Annotated in this window: 17 protein-coding genes; 6 read left to right on the forward strand and 11 right to left on the reverse strand. The window is 37.1% G+C overall.

Features of this window, described 5'->3' with window-relative positions; genetic code table 11:
- Nucleotides 1-18 precede the first annotated feature (18 nt).
- A complete protein-coding gene (gene hutH, locus AC1DFT_RS05035; RefSeq protein WP_477918101.1) occupies nt 19-1,533 on the forward strand; it encodes a histidine ammonia-lyase in 1,515 nt (504 codons plus the stop codon).
- 71 nt (nt 1,534-1,604) lie between these two features.
- Here hutH and AC1DFT_RS05040 read toward each other — a convergent pair whose 3' ends face one another.
- The 7 genes from AC1DFT_RS05040 to AC1DFT_RS05070 all read right to left on the reverse strand — a co-directional run bounded on the left by AC1DFT_RS05040 (nt 1,605) and on the right by AC1DFT_RS05070 (nt 8,668).
- Entirely contained in the window at nt 1,605-3,317 is a 1,713-nt protein-coding gene (locus tag AC1DFT_RS05040) for an adenine deaminase C-terminal domain-containing protein (protein ID WP_477918102.1), read from the reverse strand.
- Nucleotides 3,318-3,333: 16 nt separating this feature from the next.
- A complete protein-coding gene (locus tag AC1DFT_RS05045) occupies nt 3,334-4,398 on the reverse strand; it encodes an ABC transporter ATP-binding protein (RefSeq protein ID WP_477918297.1) in 1,065 nt (354 codons plus the stop codon).
- Nucleotides 4,399-4,414: 16 nt separating this feature from the next.
- Entirely contained in the window at nt 4,415-5,203 is a 789-nt protein-coding gene (locus AC1DFT_RS05050; protein WP_477918103.1) for an ABC transporter permease, read from the reverse strand.
- Nucleotides 5,204-5,209: 6 nt separating this feature from the next.
- Entirely contained in the window at nt 5,210-6,031 is an 822-nt protein-coding gene (locus tag AC1DFT_RS05055; RefSeq protein WP_477918104.1) for an ABC transporter permease, read from the reverse strand.
- A 23-nt stretch (nt 6,032-6,054) separates the two neighbouring features.
- Nucleotides 6,055-6,984 carry a nucleoside hydrolase gene (locus AC1DFT_RS05060; RefSeq protein ID WP_477918298.1) on the reverse strand — a complete coding sequence of 310 codons (930 nt, stop codon included), beginning with the start codon at nt 6,982-6,984 and terminating at the stop codon, nt 6,055-6,057.
- A gap of 116 nt (nt 6,985-7,100) precedes the next feature.
- A complete protein-coding gene (locus tag AC1DFT_RS05065) occupies nt 7,101-8,150 on the reverse strand; it encodes an ABC transporter substrate-binding protein (protein WP_477918105.1) in 1,050 nt (349 codons plus the stop codon).
- Between the two features lie 176 nt (nt 8,151-8,326).
- Complete coding sequence (locus AC1DFT_RS05070; RefSeq protein WP_477918299.1) at nt 8,327-8,668, reverse strand: DUF2294 domain-containing protein; 342 nt, start codon at nt 8,666-8,668, stop codon at nt 8,327-8,329.
- Between the two features lie 279 nt (nt 8,669-8,947).
- Between AC1DFT_RS05070 and AC1DFT_RS05075 the strand changes: the two genes are divergently transcribed.
- The 5 genes from AC1DFT_RS05075 (at nt 8,948) to AC1DFT_RS05095 (ending at nt 11,154) form a co-directional block, all read left to right on the forward strand.
- Nucleotides 8,948-9,121 carry a hypothetical protein gene (locus tag AC1DFT_RS05075; RefSeq protein ID WP_477918106.1) on the forward strand — a complete coding sequence of 58 codons (174 nt, stop codon included), beginning with the start codon at nt 8,948-8,950 and terminating at the stop codon, nt 9,119-9,121.
- A gap of 126 nt (nt 9,122-9,247) precedes the next feature.
- Nucleotides 9,248-9,490: a hypothetical protein gene (locus tag AC1DFT_RS05080; RefSeq protein WP_477918107.1), complete on the forward strand. Its 243-nt coding sequence runs from the start codon at nt 9,248-9,250 to the stop codon at nt 9,488-9,490.
- Between the two features lie 409 nt (nt 9,491-9,899).
- A complete protein-coding gene (locus tag AC1DFT_RS05085) occupies nt 9,900-10,028 on the forward strand; it encodes a sporulation histidine kinase inhibitor Sda (RefSeq protein ID WP_477918108.1) in 129 nt (42 codons plus the stop codon).
- 401 nt (nt 10,029-10,429) lie between these two features.
- On the forward strand, nt 10,430-10,876 hold the full coding sequence (locus AC1DFT_RS05090) for a hypothetical protein (RefSeq protein ID WP_477918109.1): 447 nt from the start codon (nt 10,430-10,432) through the stop codon (nt 10,874-10,876).
- Nucleotides 10,864-11,154 (forward strand): YxcD family protein, encoded by a 291-nt coding sequence (locus AC1DFT_RS05095; RefSeq protein ID WP_477918110.1) that lies wholly within the window; start codon nt 10,864-10,866, stop codon nt 11,152-11,154. Before AC1DFT_RS05090 ends, AC1DFT_RS05095 begins: the two co-directional genes overlap by 13 nt.
- A gap of 40 nt (nt 11,155-11,194) precedes the next feature.
- On the opposite strand, the gene AC1DFT_RS05100 is transcribed toward AC1DFT_RS05095, so the two are convergent.
- From AC1DFT_RS05100 to AC1DFT_RS05115, 4 genes are all read right to left on the reverse strand, one after another.
- Nucleotides 11,195-11,404 (reverse strand): small, acid-soluble spore protein, alpha/beta type, encoded by a 210-nt coding sequence (locus AC1DFT_RS05100; protein WP_477918111.1) that lies wholly within the window; start codon nt 11,402-11,404, stop codon nt 11,195-11,197.
- A gap of 127 nt (nt 11,405-11,531) precedes the next feature.
- Nucleotides 11,532-12,326, reverse strand: a complete 795-nt coding sequence (locus tag AC1DFT_RS05105; protein WP_477918112.1) for a VLRF1 family aeRF1-type release factor — start codon at nt 12,324-12,326, stop codon at nt 11,532-11,534.
- Between the two features lie 1,160 nt (nt 12,327-13,486).
- The gene (locus AC1DFT_RS05110) at nt 13,487-14,704 is read right to left on the reverse strand and encodes an amidohydrolase family protein (RefSeq protein ID WP_477918113.1); all 1,218 of its coding nucleotides are present in this window, start codon (nt 14,702-14,704) and stop codon (nt 13,487-13,489) included.
- Between the two features lie 6 nt (nt 14,705-14,710).
- Nucleotides 14,711-15,805 (reverse strand): hypothetical protein, encoded by a 1,095-nt coding sequence (locus tag AC1DFT_RS05115; RefSeq protein ID WP_477918114.1) that lies wholly within the window; start codon nt 15,803-15,805, stop codon nt 14,711-14,713.
- Between the last annotated feature and the right edge of the window lie 27 nt (nt 15,806-15,832).

Below are 15,832 nucleotides of genomic sequence, written 5' to 3' on the forward strand. Positions count from 1 at the left end.
GAAAGAACGTKAATCATAATGATAAATTTAAAAGGTCATGGACTAACGCTAGAAAATATGCGGGCTATTTTATATAAAAACGAGAAAGTAAAGCTTGAGAAAGAAGCAATAGATGCTGTTGTTAATAGCAGAAAAGCAGTAGAAAAGATAGTTAAAGAAAACAGAACCGTTTACGGTATCAACACTGGCTTTGGAAAATTTAGCGATGTAAGTATTGAAAAAGCTGACGTTCGTGCGCTCCAACTACATCTTATTCGTTCACATGCTTGTGGTATTGGCCAACCTTTCGATGAAGTCGTTTCCCGTGCAATGGTAATATTACGATTGAATGCATTACTAAAAGGATTTTCAGGTATACGGCTAGAAGTATTGGAACGTCTTGCATACATGGTAAACAATCGAATTCATCCAGTAATCCCCGGGCAAGGATCATTAGGGGCATCGGGTGATTTAGCCCCCCTCGCCCATTTAGCTTTAGTCCTTATTGGCGAAGGGTTCGTTTGGCAAGATGAAAAACATATTCCTGCAAATGAAATATGGAATAAACATAATTTACAACCAATTGTACTGGAAGCAAAAGAAGGTCTTGCACTTATAAACGGAACACAAGCGATGACGGCTCAAGGGGTTGTTAACTGGTTAGAATCTGAAACAATTGCCTATCAAAGTGAATGGATTGCTGCGATGACAATGGAGGCTTTACATGGCATCACAGATGCTTTTCATCCTGCAATTCATGAAGCTCGTGGCTACCCACAGCAGGTGGCGGTTGCACGCCGTGTACTCAAATGGCTTGAAGGAAGCAAACTTGTGACTAAGCAAGGAGAAAAACGTGTACAGGATGCTTATTCTTTACGCTGTATTCCCCAAATTCATGGTGCTAGTTGGCAAGTATTAGACTATGTAAAAGAAAAATTAGAAATTGAGATGAACGCTGCAACAGATAATCCATTAATAGTAGAAAATGGAGAACTCGTTATTTCGGGTGGAAACTTCCACGGACAGCCGATTGCCTTTGCAATGGATTTCTTAAAAATCGGAATCGCAGAACTTGCCAACGTTTCTGAAAGAAGAATCGAAAGACTAGTGAATCCTCAATTAAACGAAGGACTTCCGCCTTTTTTAAGCTCGCAACCTGGGCTCCAATCAGGGGCTATGATTTTACAGTACGCTGCAGCAAGCCTAGTATCTGAAAATAAAACACTTGCCCACCCAGCATCTGTCGATTCGATTCCTTCTTCAGCAAACCAAGAAGATCACGTCAGTATGGGGACAATAGGGGCAAGACACGCCTCTCTAATTATTCAAAATGCACGCAGAGTGCTTGCGATTGAAGCAATATGCGCAATGCAAGGGGTGGAATATCGCGGGATAGACCTTATGTCTCCTTCCCTATTGGAAAAATGGCACAGTATGCGCGCATTTATTCCCTCTATCACGGAAGACCGTATCTTCAGTGTGGATGTGGAGAAGTTGAATATTTATTTGAAAGATGAAACTGTAAACGAGAAAGGGAAGCGGACTTTATCATAAATACGGAATTGCCTCATATAAAATAGCCGATTCAACAATAATTGCTGAATCGGCTATGTTCTGTTTGCCTATTATTCTTCGACCATAAATGGCACTATCTTTCCTTCATTCACTTGGATTAAACCTTGATCTGTAATTTTCAATGCCGGACTCACCGGAAGCGATAGCGTACTTAACGACATGATAACGTTGTAGTGATCGTAACCTAAAGATTTAAGATTTTTTGTAAAGTGTTCCACTTCATCCGCAATTACTTCAAGCGGTGCTTCGGATAAGATACCTCCTACAGGAAGCGGCACCGATGAAAGAACTTCGCCATCTAGGACACAACACATGCCACCTTGACCTTTGATTACTTCATTAGCAGCGATGAGCATATCCTGCTTATTTCGACCCACAACGAGAAGATTGTGGTTATCATGTGAATAAGTCGTAGCGACTGCCCCTTTTTTTAATATGTCCCCTGTAATGAGACCATGTGAACGATTGCCGTTCTTTCCATACCGCTCGAAAGTAGCAATCATAGCTTGAGAACTTTCTTCCCAAAGAAGCAATTCACTTCGAACGTCTAGCTCCTCGTGAAGTTCTTCCGTAAAAGTCGATCCATTCTGAACCTTCATCACACGGAACATGTGTAGACCATCTTCCGCTCTAACTTTCACATCAAAGTCAGACGCTTCTAACTGCTTTAGCTTTACACTTTCATAGTAAGAGGAAGGAAATTGGCGACCTGTCACTTGCTGTTCATATTTCTGAGCCGCATCAAAAACAAGCTCTCCGTTTTTATAAACACAATCTATTGTTAAGCTCTCTACATTAGATACAAGAAGGAAGTCTGCAATTTTTCCTGGCGCAATGGAGCCACGGTCATTCAGTTTCATCCTTTTTGCAGGTGTGTATGTACATGCGTAAATCGCTTTCTCGGGAGACATGCCCATGCTAATAGCCTTTTTAAGAATATTATTCAACTGACCTCTAGTCCTGAAATCGTCCGTCATAATATCATCGGTAATAAAGCAGAAATGCTCATCTACTTGCATTTTTATCAAGTAGTCAACCACTTCACGAGTCATCGATTTTTCTTGAATTTCAACGAACATGCCGGCAGCAATTCTCTGCTCCATCCCTTCAACAGTTTGGTGCGTATGATCAGAATTTACACCAGCAAATATGATTCTCTGCAATTCAAGATCAAGTAATTTCGGTACATGTCCTTCGATAATAAGATCTGGATATTGCTTACGAATGTGAGTAAGTATAAGGTTTGTTTTACTTTCAGGTTTCGAAATGACATCATAAAAGTTCATGATTTCACCGAGACATGCAATGTTCTCCGTTTGCAGTAGCTCATCCATATCTTCTATTTCAATAGAACCACCTGTTGTTTCCATAGATGTTGCAGGAACAGAGCTTGGAATTGCATAAAACATATCTGCAACACAATCTTTACTCGCCTTAATCATTTCCTGAACACCTTGTAAACCAAATACATTAGCCATCTCGTGAGGTTCTGGAACAATTGTCGTTACACCATTCTTTATCAATCCATAGGAAAAAGTAGAAGGTGTCACCATCGTACTCTCAATATGCAAATGAATGTCAATGAGTCCAGGAATCATATACCTCCCTTTCCCCTCAACTATTTGTGCAGCTTCGAATGTCTCAAGTGCTCGCTCGCCAATATATAAAAATTTCATATCTATAATAGCTACATTACCTTTAATAAACTTTTTAAATGCGCTGTTATACACGTGTACATCTGTAATAAGTAGATCAATTTTCACGCAAACATCTCCTCACTTAGTCGACTAACACCATTTCGTCTTTAGGGAATTCCAGTATCACTTCCTGGCCCATACTTAGTGGCTGAGCCATTTCCTGATTGACTACAAAGTTACCGATAGCTGTTTCAACAACATATTGATAGCTTCTACCAAGGAAAGTCGTCACGTTAACTTTCCCAAAAAGACCATTTGGAGGTAATGAATCTGCAGGATTTTTTCCACGAATTTTCAAGTTATCTGGTCGTATTGCGCCAGTTTTCCCGGATGTGTTTTTCATTTTCCCATCCTTTTGAATAACAAACGTATAGTCGCCTTTATTAAGCTCCATTTGACCTTCTCTTTCTGCTACTGTGTCAAAATCGATGAAGTTTTTGAATCCTATAAAATCGGCAACGAATTTTGTTGATGGATACTTGTAAATTGTAGCTGGATCACTTAGTTGTTCGATAACACCTTTATTCATAATTGCAACCTGATCGGAAATAGAAAAACATTCTTCCTGGTCATGTGATACATACACAGTAGTAATTCCAAGTTCTTGTTGAATACGACGGATTTCTACTCGCATACTTTCTCTTAAATTCGCATCCAGGTTACTTAGCGGCTCGTCAAATAATAGAAGATCTGGTTCAATAACAAGTGCACGTGCAATTGCTACACGCTGCTTTTGACCACCTGATAGCTCTTTAGGGTACCTTTTCTCAAAACCTTGAAGATTTACGATATCAAGTACATTCATCACGCGCTTTTCAATCTCCGCTTTCCCTACTTTTCTCAATTTAAGCCCGAAAGCAACATTATCGAATATCGTTAAATGCGGAAACAAAGCATAGTTTTGAAATACGAAGCCGAAATTTCGTTTGTTTACCGGCACTTTCGTATAATCTTTCTCTTGGAATAAAAACTTCCCTTCATCTGATTGTAAAAAACCAGCAATTAAGCGAAGTGTCGTTGTTTTCCCACAGCCACTTGGCCCAAGAAGAGAGACTAGCTTCCCTTTTTCAATTTCCAAATTAAAATCTTTTAATACATGTTGTTTATTATAAGAAACTGCTATATTTTCTAAAGTGAATAAAGACATCACTCATCACCCTCCTTTATCGTTTTGTGAAGTAAGACAGACCCATCAACCGTTCGACCGCAAACATGAAAATTGCTGTAATAATCATGAGTAAAACGGAAATTGCTGCTATCGTCGGATCAAAATAATTTTCAACATATGTAAGCATTTGGATCGGTAGCGTACTTACCCCAGGTCCTGTCATAAAGACGGAAATATCAACATTATTAAAAGACTCTAGAAATGCGATCATGACAGCTGCTATAATTCCTGATTTAATATTTGGGAGAACGACCTTAAAAAATGCCCCTATCTTACTTAATCCAAGGCTTTGGGCTGCTTCCTCGATTGAGAAGTCAAAGTTCGATAAACTCGATGATATAACTCGAACAACAAACGGAATCATAATGATTGTATGACCGATGAATAGACTTGCGTAAATTGAAAACTCGTAAGCAACTACAACATAACGTAATAAGGCAAAACCGAGAACAATTCCTGGAATTAAAATTGGCGAAACGAATATTAAATTCAACACATTCTTCCCTCTAAAATCGTATCTACTTAGCGCATAAGCTGCTGGTATACCAAGTAAAAGTGCAAGTAAATTTCCCGCAAGTGATACGAAAATAGAAGTCTTAAATGTAATAAAGAACATTTTTACTTTGAAGATATTTTCGTACCATCTAAATGAAAATTCTTCTGGTGGAAACTTTAATATATTGCCGCCTTCAAATGATGTGATGGATATGATAAGCAAGGGCCCTAATAAAAACAAAAATACTAGGAATGTAAACAGGGCCAATCCTCTACTTTTCTCCTGCATACACTTCTACCCCCTCGGATTTAATTTTTTTGCTAGTACATTCATGAGTGAAATAACTAAAACTGTCACTACAATCATGATGACCGCGACAATAGACGCCACTTGCCAGTCATTCAACGTGATAGCGTTTTGATATAGGAAAGTCGAAATTACACGCTGCTTGCCCCCTAGAAGTGCTGGAGTTGTATAAGCAGTAAAGCTTCCGACGAATACAAGAATACTTCCGATAACAAGTCCCGGTACGCAAAGAGGTACGACCACTTTTGCAAATACACCTATTTTAGAAGCACCCAGGCTTTCCGCAGCTGTTAACAAATCAGGTTCGATATTTTCCATTACCCCAACAAGTGTAATAATGATGAGAGGAAGGAATAAATGGACAAGCCCTATAATAATAGCTGTCGGCGTGTACAGGATAGAAAGTGGCTCGTCTATCAAACCGATTCCTGTTAACACATTATTCACCACGCCATTTTTACCAATAATAATCATCCAGCTAAAAGAGCGCACAACCGGACTTGTTAATAGTGGGAAAATCGTTAATAAAAGAAGAAACGCTTTTTTTCGTGGACCCATCTTCGAGACAAAATAAGCTACCGGAAAACCAAGAAAAATACTGATAATAGTTGTAATTACACTAACACGGAGCGTAGTAAACAGGATTCCCATGAAATAAGGATCCTTGAAAAATTGCAAATAGCCTTCTACCGTAAATCCGTCTTCTCTAAAAAAAGTTGTCCCCATTGTCATAAAAATGGGAACGAGCATAAATAGCGTTAAAAATAGAATGCCTGGTAAAAGGAGTAAATATATATACCTTTTTGACATAATAAACCCCCTGATTGTTGATTTTACGAATTAATGATACGAATAAACAGATCAAAGAATGCTTGTTCATCCACATCGACGCACACGCTTAAATTGGCAGGCTGTTGTAGCCTATTCTGAAAATCACAAACTAACTGTCCATCGCAGAGCTCACTTTTCGTTTCAACATCAACAAAATAACTTTTTGTCACAACTAAGCTTTTTTGTATCGCCACCGCTACTGCTAATGGATCATGCATCGCACAACCGGATATGTTATTACGCTCGAAGTATCTTTTACGATAATCAGCCGTACTTTCTTTTATATATGAAGCAAGCTTTGCGTTCTCAAGTTCATCAATATGTTCATCTTTCAAAAGCACTTTCCTCGTTACATCCAGTCCGACTTGCGTAATAGATTCAAAACCAGCTTTTAATACGATTCTTGCTGCTTCCGGGTCAACGTACGTGTTATATTCAGCTGTAGGTGTCACATTTCCGGGACCTTGGATGACACCGCCCATGAAAATAACCTCTTTCACATGCTTCATCATTTCTGGACATTTCTTAATAGCAAGCGCTAAGTTCGTTAATGGGCCCGTCATAATTAAGGTTACTTCTCCGGGAAATCCTAAAACTGAGTGGATGATAAAATCAGGTGCAAACCCTTCATCTGGTATTTTTTTAGGTTCAACATCCCTCAATGCCCCACCTAATCCGTCTTCTCCATGAACCGCATGCTCAAAAAAAGTTTCTCTAATAAGTGGAGTGTTCATCCCTTTAATCACTGGAATATGTTGTTCATCTAGCAAGTCTAGAATTTTACACGTATTCCGTGTAGCTGTTTCAAGAGACACATTTCCATTTACCGTTGTGATGCCAAGCACATCAAATTGTCGACTCTTTACAGCAAGGATGATGCCAATTGCATCATCCACTCCAGTATCTACATCAATAATCACTTTTTGTTTCATCATCTAACACCTCTTTTTTTTTAGAGAAAAGAAGTATAAACTTTTCTACTTAATAACTGTCTAGCTCCAGCACCTATGTCTGCTCCGAGAGGCAGACATAGGCGCTGACGCATTTCTTACTGAACAAGCTCTCTATTCCAACGATCAATCCAAGTTTTTGATTTCTCATTTACAAATTTCATATCAAGTGTGATCAAGCTATTTACGAGCTCTTCACCATATGTCATATTTGTAGCTTCCTCGTCTGTTAATACAACTTCTGTATTTACTGGAGAATCAATTTTCGCTTTCGCAGATTTTTCCTGTACTTCTTTGCTAAGCATAAAGTTGATGAAGCTTTGTGCAAGTTCTTTTTGATCGCTATCTTTCACAACATTCACCGTGTTCATAACTGCATATCCACCTTCAGCCGGTGTAACAAATTTTGCGTTGGGTACTGCTTCCTGTAAACTTGCGAAGTACATTCCCATAATTGGTCCTGCTACAATTTCGCCTTGAGAGAACATATTCACGAATTCAGAAGTTTGTCCATATTCTTTCACAACGTTCGGCATAATTTTCTTCATTTCGGCAAATGCTTGATCTTCATTAAATTCTTTACTTCCACTAACCTTAGAAGCAGCGTCTAAGAACATAGGTCCTGTAGTAGACGTAATGCTAGGAATTGTAATTTTGTTAGCTAAATCTTTATTCCAAAGATCTTTCCAAGTTGTTATCGGTTGTTTAACTTCATCTGCATTGTAAGCAATCCCAAATTGTGCAATTGTATACGCTGGTCCAAAGCCTTCACCAAGTGGAGCTTTTGCGACATCATAAATTTTGTCTAAGTTTGGAACTTTGCTGCTATCAATTTTTTCAAAAAGGTCTTCTGCTACACCTTGCTGTGCATAGTAGTCAGATAGGAAAATGACATCCACATCTGTATTTCCTTGACGAACTTTATTTAAACGATCTGCATTGTTTCCAGTATCAAGAACGATTTTGACATTATGCTCTTTTTCAAATGGTGCATAAACATTTTCACGGAAGAAATCCTCCGAAAATCCCCAAGTTGAAACAATAAGTTCCGCTTCCTTTTTCCCTTCAGAATTTTCCTTCGAAGAACAAGCTGCAAGAACTAACATTAAAACAGACATTACCATAATACTTTTCAATAATTTTTTCATTTGTAAAACCTCCATTTTTAATTAGTAAATTCTAAAAAAAATAAAAAAAGACAACCTTAAATAGAACATTAAAGTCTACCTAAGATCATCTATTCTTTGTGAACAAAGAGAAATGTATCCTTATGGTTATATTTTTTGGCGTTCTCTCAGATAAATCCGAGTATGAAATCCAAAAGCTAATCCTTTATTACAATATTGGTAAAGGCCAGTTGTGTCGGAGAATCATAGTCTCTGAGCACAGCCTCAATTTGCCAATCCATTTCTCCCTCTAACTTTTGTTTCAATTTCTTTTTGAATAAAAGCGACATATGAAAATCGACCTCCAGTTTTAAGCTGGGAACTTCCCCCTCTAAAGCAGCTGACCTAGGGGCACGTCGATGTTTGGCTTGAAACGTGATCACATTATTCTCTATCGTCACCTTTAACAGCGAAGTACCAAATCCAAAAAGTTCCTTCGATACATCATTATAAAGATGCGAAAGCTTTTTCTTCGTTTCGTTGACGTCTAATGAATTGATAAGGATCACCACCAATCTCATTTATAAATCAAAATTATACATACTATTAATGATTTTAACAAGATATTATTCGGATTTTGATAAAAAAAACATTTCATTCCCATATAAATCCCTTTAATATAATGGATAACCGAACTATCATAATAATAATTCCATTTCTAAATGTAAATTTTATACTGTTTTGCAAAAGGTATATGAATTATGTTTATTTTTCAGTTAATAAGGGGTACATAACAAATAGAACGACAGAACAAAAAGCTATAATGGGAGGAATTTAAGATGACAACGAATTCAATTGCAGAACGTAAATGGTGGAAAATCGGAGCAGCAACATTTCTTTCAGTAGGTTTACTAGCAGCATGTGGTGATGGTGAAAATGAATCAGATGTAGATGATAATATGGAAGAAGAAATAGAACAAGATCTTCAAGAAGAAGATAAAGACGGAGAATAGATTTTCTAAACCACCACTTAGGTGGTTTTTCTTTTTAGCCTTTACTTTTAGTAAAGGTTTAAAACATTATAAGTACAGGGTAGTAAACAATAAGAAGCATAAGATAACAAATAGGAGGAAGTAATTATGACAACTAATTTAAATGCAGGACATAATTGTTGGAAAATCGGGGCAGCAACTTTTCTTTCGGTAGGATTACTAGCAGCTTGCGGTGACAATCCGGGTGATAATGATATAAATGACCCAGTAGAAGATGTAGATTTAAATGTGGATATTGATAACGATGATAATGAAACGGAAGATACGGACGTTGATAAAGAAAACGTAGAGGATACAGATGAAGAGGTAATGGATAAAAATCGAGAATAACAAAGAAGGAATTTAAAGTACTTGTGGATAAGTTCCGCATAATAACATTCACTTTCATAAAAAAAGATAGACTTATGAAAAAAGATAATATATGTACCGACCAATACATTTTATGCAAGATAAAATTCATTTAGAATCTATAGTTTAGCCTATTTCTATAAAAATGTTTCGACAAAATTCGAGTTATCTATTTTTGTGGATAAAGTTATTCACAAAATTCTGACTGTCATATAAACCTTCGGGACAGTTATTAACAATTGATAACAGGTTATCCACTTTCATCTGTGGATAATGGAACAGTTGTTCTCAATCGAATTTTTTGTTAGATTTGAATTATAGAAATATACGATCCACTTTTATTTTTCTCAAAACCTTTAGTAGAAATTATTAATCAGGAGGTGTTATTAGAATGAGTAAAATGTCAGATGACTTATTGTTAAAGTCTTATAAACAAGCAAAAGAGTTGAAACTCTCCACTGATTTTATAATTCTATTGGAAAATGAAATTTGCCGACGCTCATTGTTAGTTTATACCTAACCTACTAAAGTAATTTAACCAATCTTTTGAGAAAAATAACCTATTATATCTTTTCTACAAGACACCTACACTTCTGTTGAATTTAAAGGTGTCTTTTTTTATTCTATTTTCTCTTGGAACATTCATTACAGACGTTTTCTTTTTTTAAGGATATTTCGACATTTTTCTTCATATGTGTATATGTGGATAAAGTTACGCACAATGTAAGTTCAATAACAAGTTGAAATATCATCTATGCTGATTAAGTTAGTAACATGTTATCCACAATGATGTGTATAACTCTAACTTTAATTGAGGACATACAAAGTACTACTTTCTTTTCTTTGTTTCATAAATAGTATAATCTTAAATTGTATACTTATATGGAAGTAATACATAGTTATTAATGGGGGTTATTTAAAATGAAAAAATTAGCAGTATTTTTGCTAACAGCAACGCTCGTATTTACATCTGTCGGGAACTTTGTATTTAATGACAATACAATTACAGCGGAAGCGAAAAAATATAAATCGGGTAAAAAAAGCTTCAATACAAATAACAATACAACGAACAATAATTCAAATATCGAAAAGAAAAAAGAAGATTCTACAATCGCAACAAACAAATCTACTACTAACGCAAATAAGAAAGGCGGATTTACTTCTGGCGGACTTATGAAAGGTTTGTTTGTAGGTGGACTTGCTGGTTTATTATTCGGTAGTATGTTCGCTAATATGGGAATACTCGGATCTATTTTAGGTTTTGCAATAAATGCTGCTGCAATTATTCTAATCGTAGTAGTTATTCGTAAAGTCTTCCACATGTTGAAAGAAAAGAAAAAAGAGGATGCTAACTCATGGAGAAGTTAATTATTCCTGAACAAAATATCATTAATGCTGTTTGTGTATATATTGCTCGCCAAAAACACCTAATACCTGAACAAGTGGAAGTAGAGCTTATGTATGATGACGATTCTGGGTTTACTGCAGAGGCGCATGTCAATGGACAACAGCAATTTCTAAGTACATTAAACTTAATAGAAGCACTGCGACAGTCCATCCAAGAATTTTTGAATCTTGATCCTAACTCCACAGGGATTGAATTAATCCTAGATGACGAAGAAGGCATAATTGCCGCAGTGCATTAATACTAAAAACCGGTGGCAATTTCGCCACCGGTCTAATTTGTTATTGTTGGTTATTTTGTTGTCCACTCATTTGCGCTTGGGCTTGAGCTACTAAACGCTTAGTAATTTCTCCGCCAACGGAACCGTTAGCACGCGCCGTAGAATCTCCACCAAGGTTTACACCAAATTCTTGTGCAATTTCATATTTCATTTGGTCAAGAGCTTGTTGTACTCCTGGTACTAGAAGTTGATTTGAATTACGATTAGCCATGTTGTTCACCTCCTTGTGAAATTAGATTGTGCAGAAATGACTCGTTTATGCAAAAATAAAAATGAATTTTGCTAAACTTTTTTTAGTTGGAGCCAAGTAATATAACTTACCTGGCTCCTTCTTTTTATTACTTCTCGAAAATTTGATGAATTATTTCGTTCGTTTTACTGTTATTTAGGTTTTTATGGATGCAGCTTGCCGGCAAGTCCCTTACACTGTCCGTAAACGCCTTTGCCATTTCTGCCTCTCCTGCTACATGGAGCTCTCGCCAACCTCGTTTTTTCTTTAATTGTTCGATGGTTGTATTCATGCCTTTAAAGAAGGTAGTTGCATTTACTTTGTATCCTGGTTCTAATACGGCGGTTCTGTCATCTGCAACCGCACGTCTTCCTTTAGCATCTAGTTTTTTCTTTTCTCTCCACTCTTCCGAAACTGGGTCAAACTTGAACGTTAAATCATCTCTAACGAATCCCATCGCAGTATCCAAAATACGGACTTCTCCAAAGCTTGGCATGACTATTCCCGCTTCTGGATATGCTTTATACATATACTCTAATTGTTCTGTCATCGCATGGTTTTCCCAGTAGAAATTTGTTTTCACCGGTACTTGCGCATAGTAAACAGACCATAAATCCTCATTAGCAGTAGCAAAAATAACAATTCCTTTACGTAAATCGTGTGCATTTTCTTCTACTTCGTTCATTATTTTTTTCTTAACTTGTTCAAATGCTTTTATTTCTTGCTCATCATTCGATGCCTCTAAATATTCACCGATTCGTTTTAAGCCGCTTTTCAAATGAATTTTCCAAGCACCTTTAAGTGTATCTGGGTCTGCAGGATTTGTATTTAAATAAACACTTAACACACAACGATCTGTACAGTTATACGCTTTTAAAGCTTGAATTTCTTTATTTATCGTCATTTATCCTAAAACCTCCTTTTTTAATACACACTTAGCATTTCCCTCAAACGAGTAGAAAATCCACAATCGAAGTGTTATGTTTTAGGTTCATTTTCATTTTTTAGAAATAAAAAAACTACCCTTTTATAGGATAGTTTGCGTAATATAGGGATACTGCGACGTATGGCATCCGCTGTGATTTTCACTACAGTCGTACGCTTTCCGCCGGGTGGGCGATGAGCCATCCAGCAGGAGTCGACGTCTGTAGCGAAAATCAATGGAAATTGCTAAATTATTGAGATCCCATATTAACAATAAATGGTTGAACGAGACAATATCCACTGCGAACGCGACAATCTCGCCTTTGAACACGACAAACTACTCGAGTAGATGCCGGCCAGGCGTGTTCGACGGGATTTAAGACATATAATTCCTATAATAGGTCGGAATTATAGTTGTCTCACATCAAGTAAAGAGCCTTTTTGAGAATTGGTTGCTTTCACGAGTAATTTGGTTGCTCTCGTGCTGATTTAGTTGCTTTCGTAGTAGAACTGGTTGCTTTCAGTGATCGGCTGGTTGCCCTAAGCCATTTATTGGATGAATCCAATGGAAAAACTGGTTGAAATTTTGTTTTTTTTAAATGGTCTGCACTGATAGTTATACGATTTCCACTAATTCCCACACGATCCGGTAGAAGTCGTCCTCCCGGCAGTGAAATTCCTAGCGGTTAAAATAAGATGCGCTATCCCAATAATACGTCTCATTCCTAGTACACTTGCTATTTTGAGAATTGGTTGCTTTCACAAATATTTTAGTTGCTCTCGTGTTGATTTGGTTGCTTTCCATATAGAACTGGTTGCTCCCAGTCATCGGTTGGTTGCCCTAAGCCATTTATTGGATGAATCCAATGGAAAAACCGGTTGAAATTTTGTTTTGTAACGGGATAAAATTGATAATTGGGTAATTACTTTTGATTTTCGCTACAGACGTCGACTCCTGCCGGATGAGTGGGCTAATGAGACATCCCAACGTACGCCTAAGGGCGGCGGGGATGGCTCATCGCTCACCCGGCGGAAAGCGTACGACTGTAGCGAAAATCACAGCGGACACTTTATTTGCTTCACTACGTCGCAGTATCCTATACTGTTCTTCATATAAAAAGTTTCCTACCTTATTTCATTTTAAATTCGATCTATTACCATTTTGCCTAGGTAAAAAACTGTTTTAATTTTCTCTGTCTCTGTTATTTCCAACCCGGGAATGCCTTCCGCGACTAAAAAATTTGCATCTAGCCCTTTTTCTAAACGACCAAATTGATTTTCCTTACCTAAAATAGTCGCTGGGTTATTAGTGAGTAAAGCTAAAATTTCATTTTCATTATAATTATTTTCTTTTAAAAGCTGCATGGACGGATTTGCTATTAACATTAACTGATCCGGTCCTTTTAACGATTGGTCTTTATATGGCAGCCATGGTACTTCTGGATATGGTGGCAAATAAGCATCTGTAGAAATGGAAACTGGAATGCCTTTATTGACAAGTTTTAATATTTCTTCTGGTGAATTTGGTATTAAATGCGTACCTCCAATTGGTGTAACAACTATTTGCACATCTTGAACGGAAGCTCTCTTTATTAACTCATCTGTTATGCCATGAGCATGATGCAAAACATCAACACCCGCCTTTAGTGCCATCTTTATTCCATCTTTCCCCGCCACATGTGCACCTATCCTCTTTCCTAATCCATGATAGATATCCACAATTTGGTGCATTTCCTCTATTGTATAAATTATTTCTCCAGCTTTAGGTACTTCATTTATCGGGAAATTTGCTGGTGTCGCATTGATGAATATATTTTCACCTGGATAATCACTTTCTTTCGCAATTTGCTTAACTAAGAACGAATCGATTAAATCCTTTTTATGAACGGCAGTTGATTGAGTAATCGAAGTAAAATGAGCTATTTTATCAAAGCCAATAGATATACTAGTTGTTGCAAATGATACGTTTAGCGGCATTCCTTGAACCGCTTTACGAAAACTTTCTATCCCGAAATCGCAAAGTGGATGACCACATATTTGTTCTCCAAGTGCCGTAATTCCGGATGATAAAGCATGGAAAAGAATGGCTTTACCCGCTATAAAGTGTGTCTCCGGGGAGACTGGATAGAGTGAAGTTGGAGCAAATTCAAGTAAATGCGTATGGCAATCAACTAAAGAAGGTGTTATCACATAATTTGTATAGTCAATCACTTGAATAGAGGAATATTGTTTTCGAAGATTTTCCCATGTTCCTACTTCTACTATTTTTTCATTTTCGACGATCATTGCGCCATCTTCAATCGTTCCATCCTGACTTACAGTTATGATTTTTTTCGCACGAACCATATACATATTCATTATTTATCACACCAAAAATGGCGTTAAGAAATACGCAAGTAGACATGCAGTCGCAATTCTAATAATAAGCCCAATAATTGCTGCTACTAACGCTTCTCTTTCATTTAAATTAGAAACTTCTGCCCAAGTTGCAGGAATTTGTCCGAAAATAACCGATAACGGCAGGCCAGAATTTGCCAAAACGAAAGAACCGACTATTAATCGTGGGTCAACTGAGGAAGATAGTTCAGCGAGTTGTGCAACGGCAAGCGTAGGTGCAGCAAGAATCGATACAATACCGGTCGCTGGCTCAATACTTAAAAATGTTAAAACACTTGATAAACTCGATTCAATTACATCCCAAGCTCCGAAAAATCGAAGTGCACCAATAGCAAAAAATACAGCCGCAACCGCTGGGATAATGATTAGAAATAGAAGTTCAGCACCCTCTTTTGCAGAAGAAAAGAAAGTTTCAAGAAATTTTGTTTTCGGTGTAAAGCGGGGTAAATTTTCTAAATCGACTTTTTTGGTATCACGGTAAATAGTCATGGATAATATCCATGGAACGACCACTATTGGAAAGAAAATAGAAAGGATAATTAAAGGAAATGCATTAATATTAAATACGGAAAGTGCAATGAGGCCTAATACTAAAGTAGCAAAGGATTGTGGGGATTGTATCATCGTTGCAACTGCGATTTTTTGTTCCGCTTTGGTTGCATTCGCCTTCACAAGAACAGGTCCTGCAATTTTTCCAGCAGCGTTAATGTCTCCTAGAATGTTGTAAACACTCGGTACAATGACAGAAGGATTTATTTTAAGCCATTTCATAATCGGAACGAAAATTCTTATTAAGCCGTCTGTAAATCCTAAGCGTTCAATCATCCGACCGAAAATTACACTAATAATAATGGCAATCCCTATTTCACTCGTTAAAAAAACATCGACTACAATAGGTTTTACTTCTGCAATAATCGTATTAAAAAAATCAGAGAGTGAATTTGGAGCAAATAATAGGATTAATAAAGAGGCAACTATTAACAATACTCCGATAACCTCAATTGGATGCCATTTCGTACGTGCGCTTTTCAATTTAAAGCTTGTTCCTTGATTCTTCTCCAAACGAACAACCTCCTTACGCTTTTTATA

Source organism: Psychrobacillus sp. 05T411 (genome assembly GCF_056396485.1).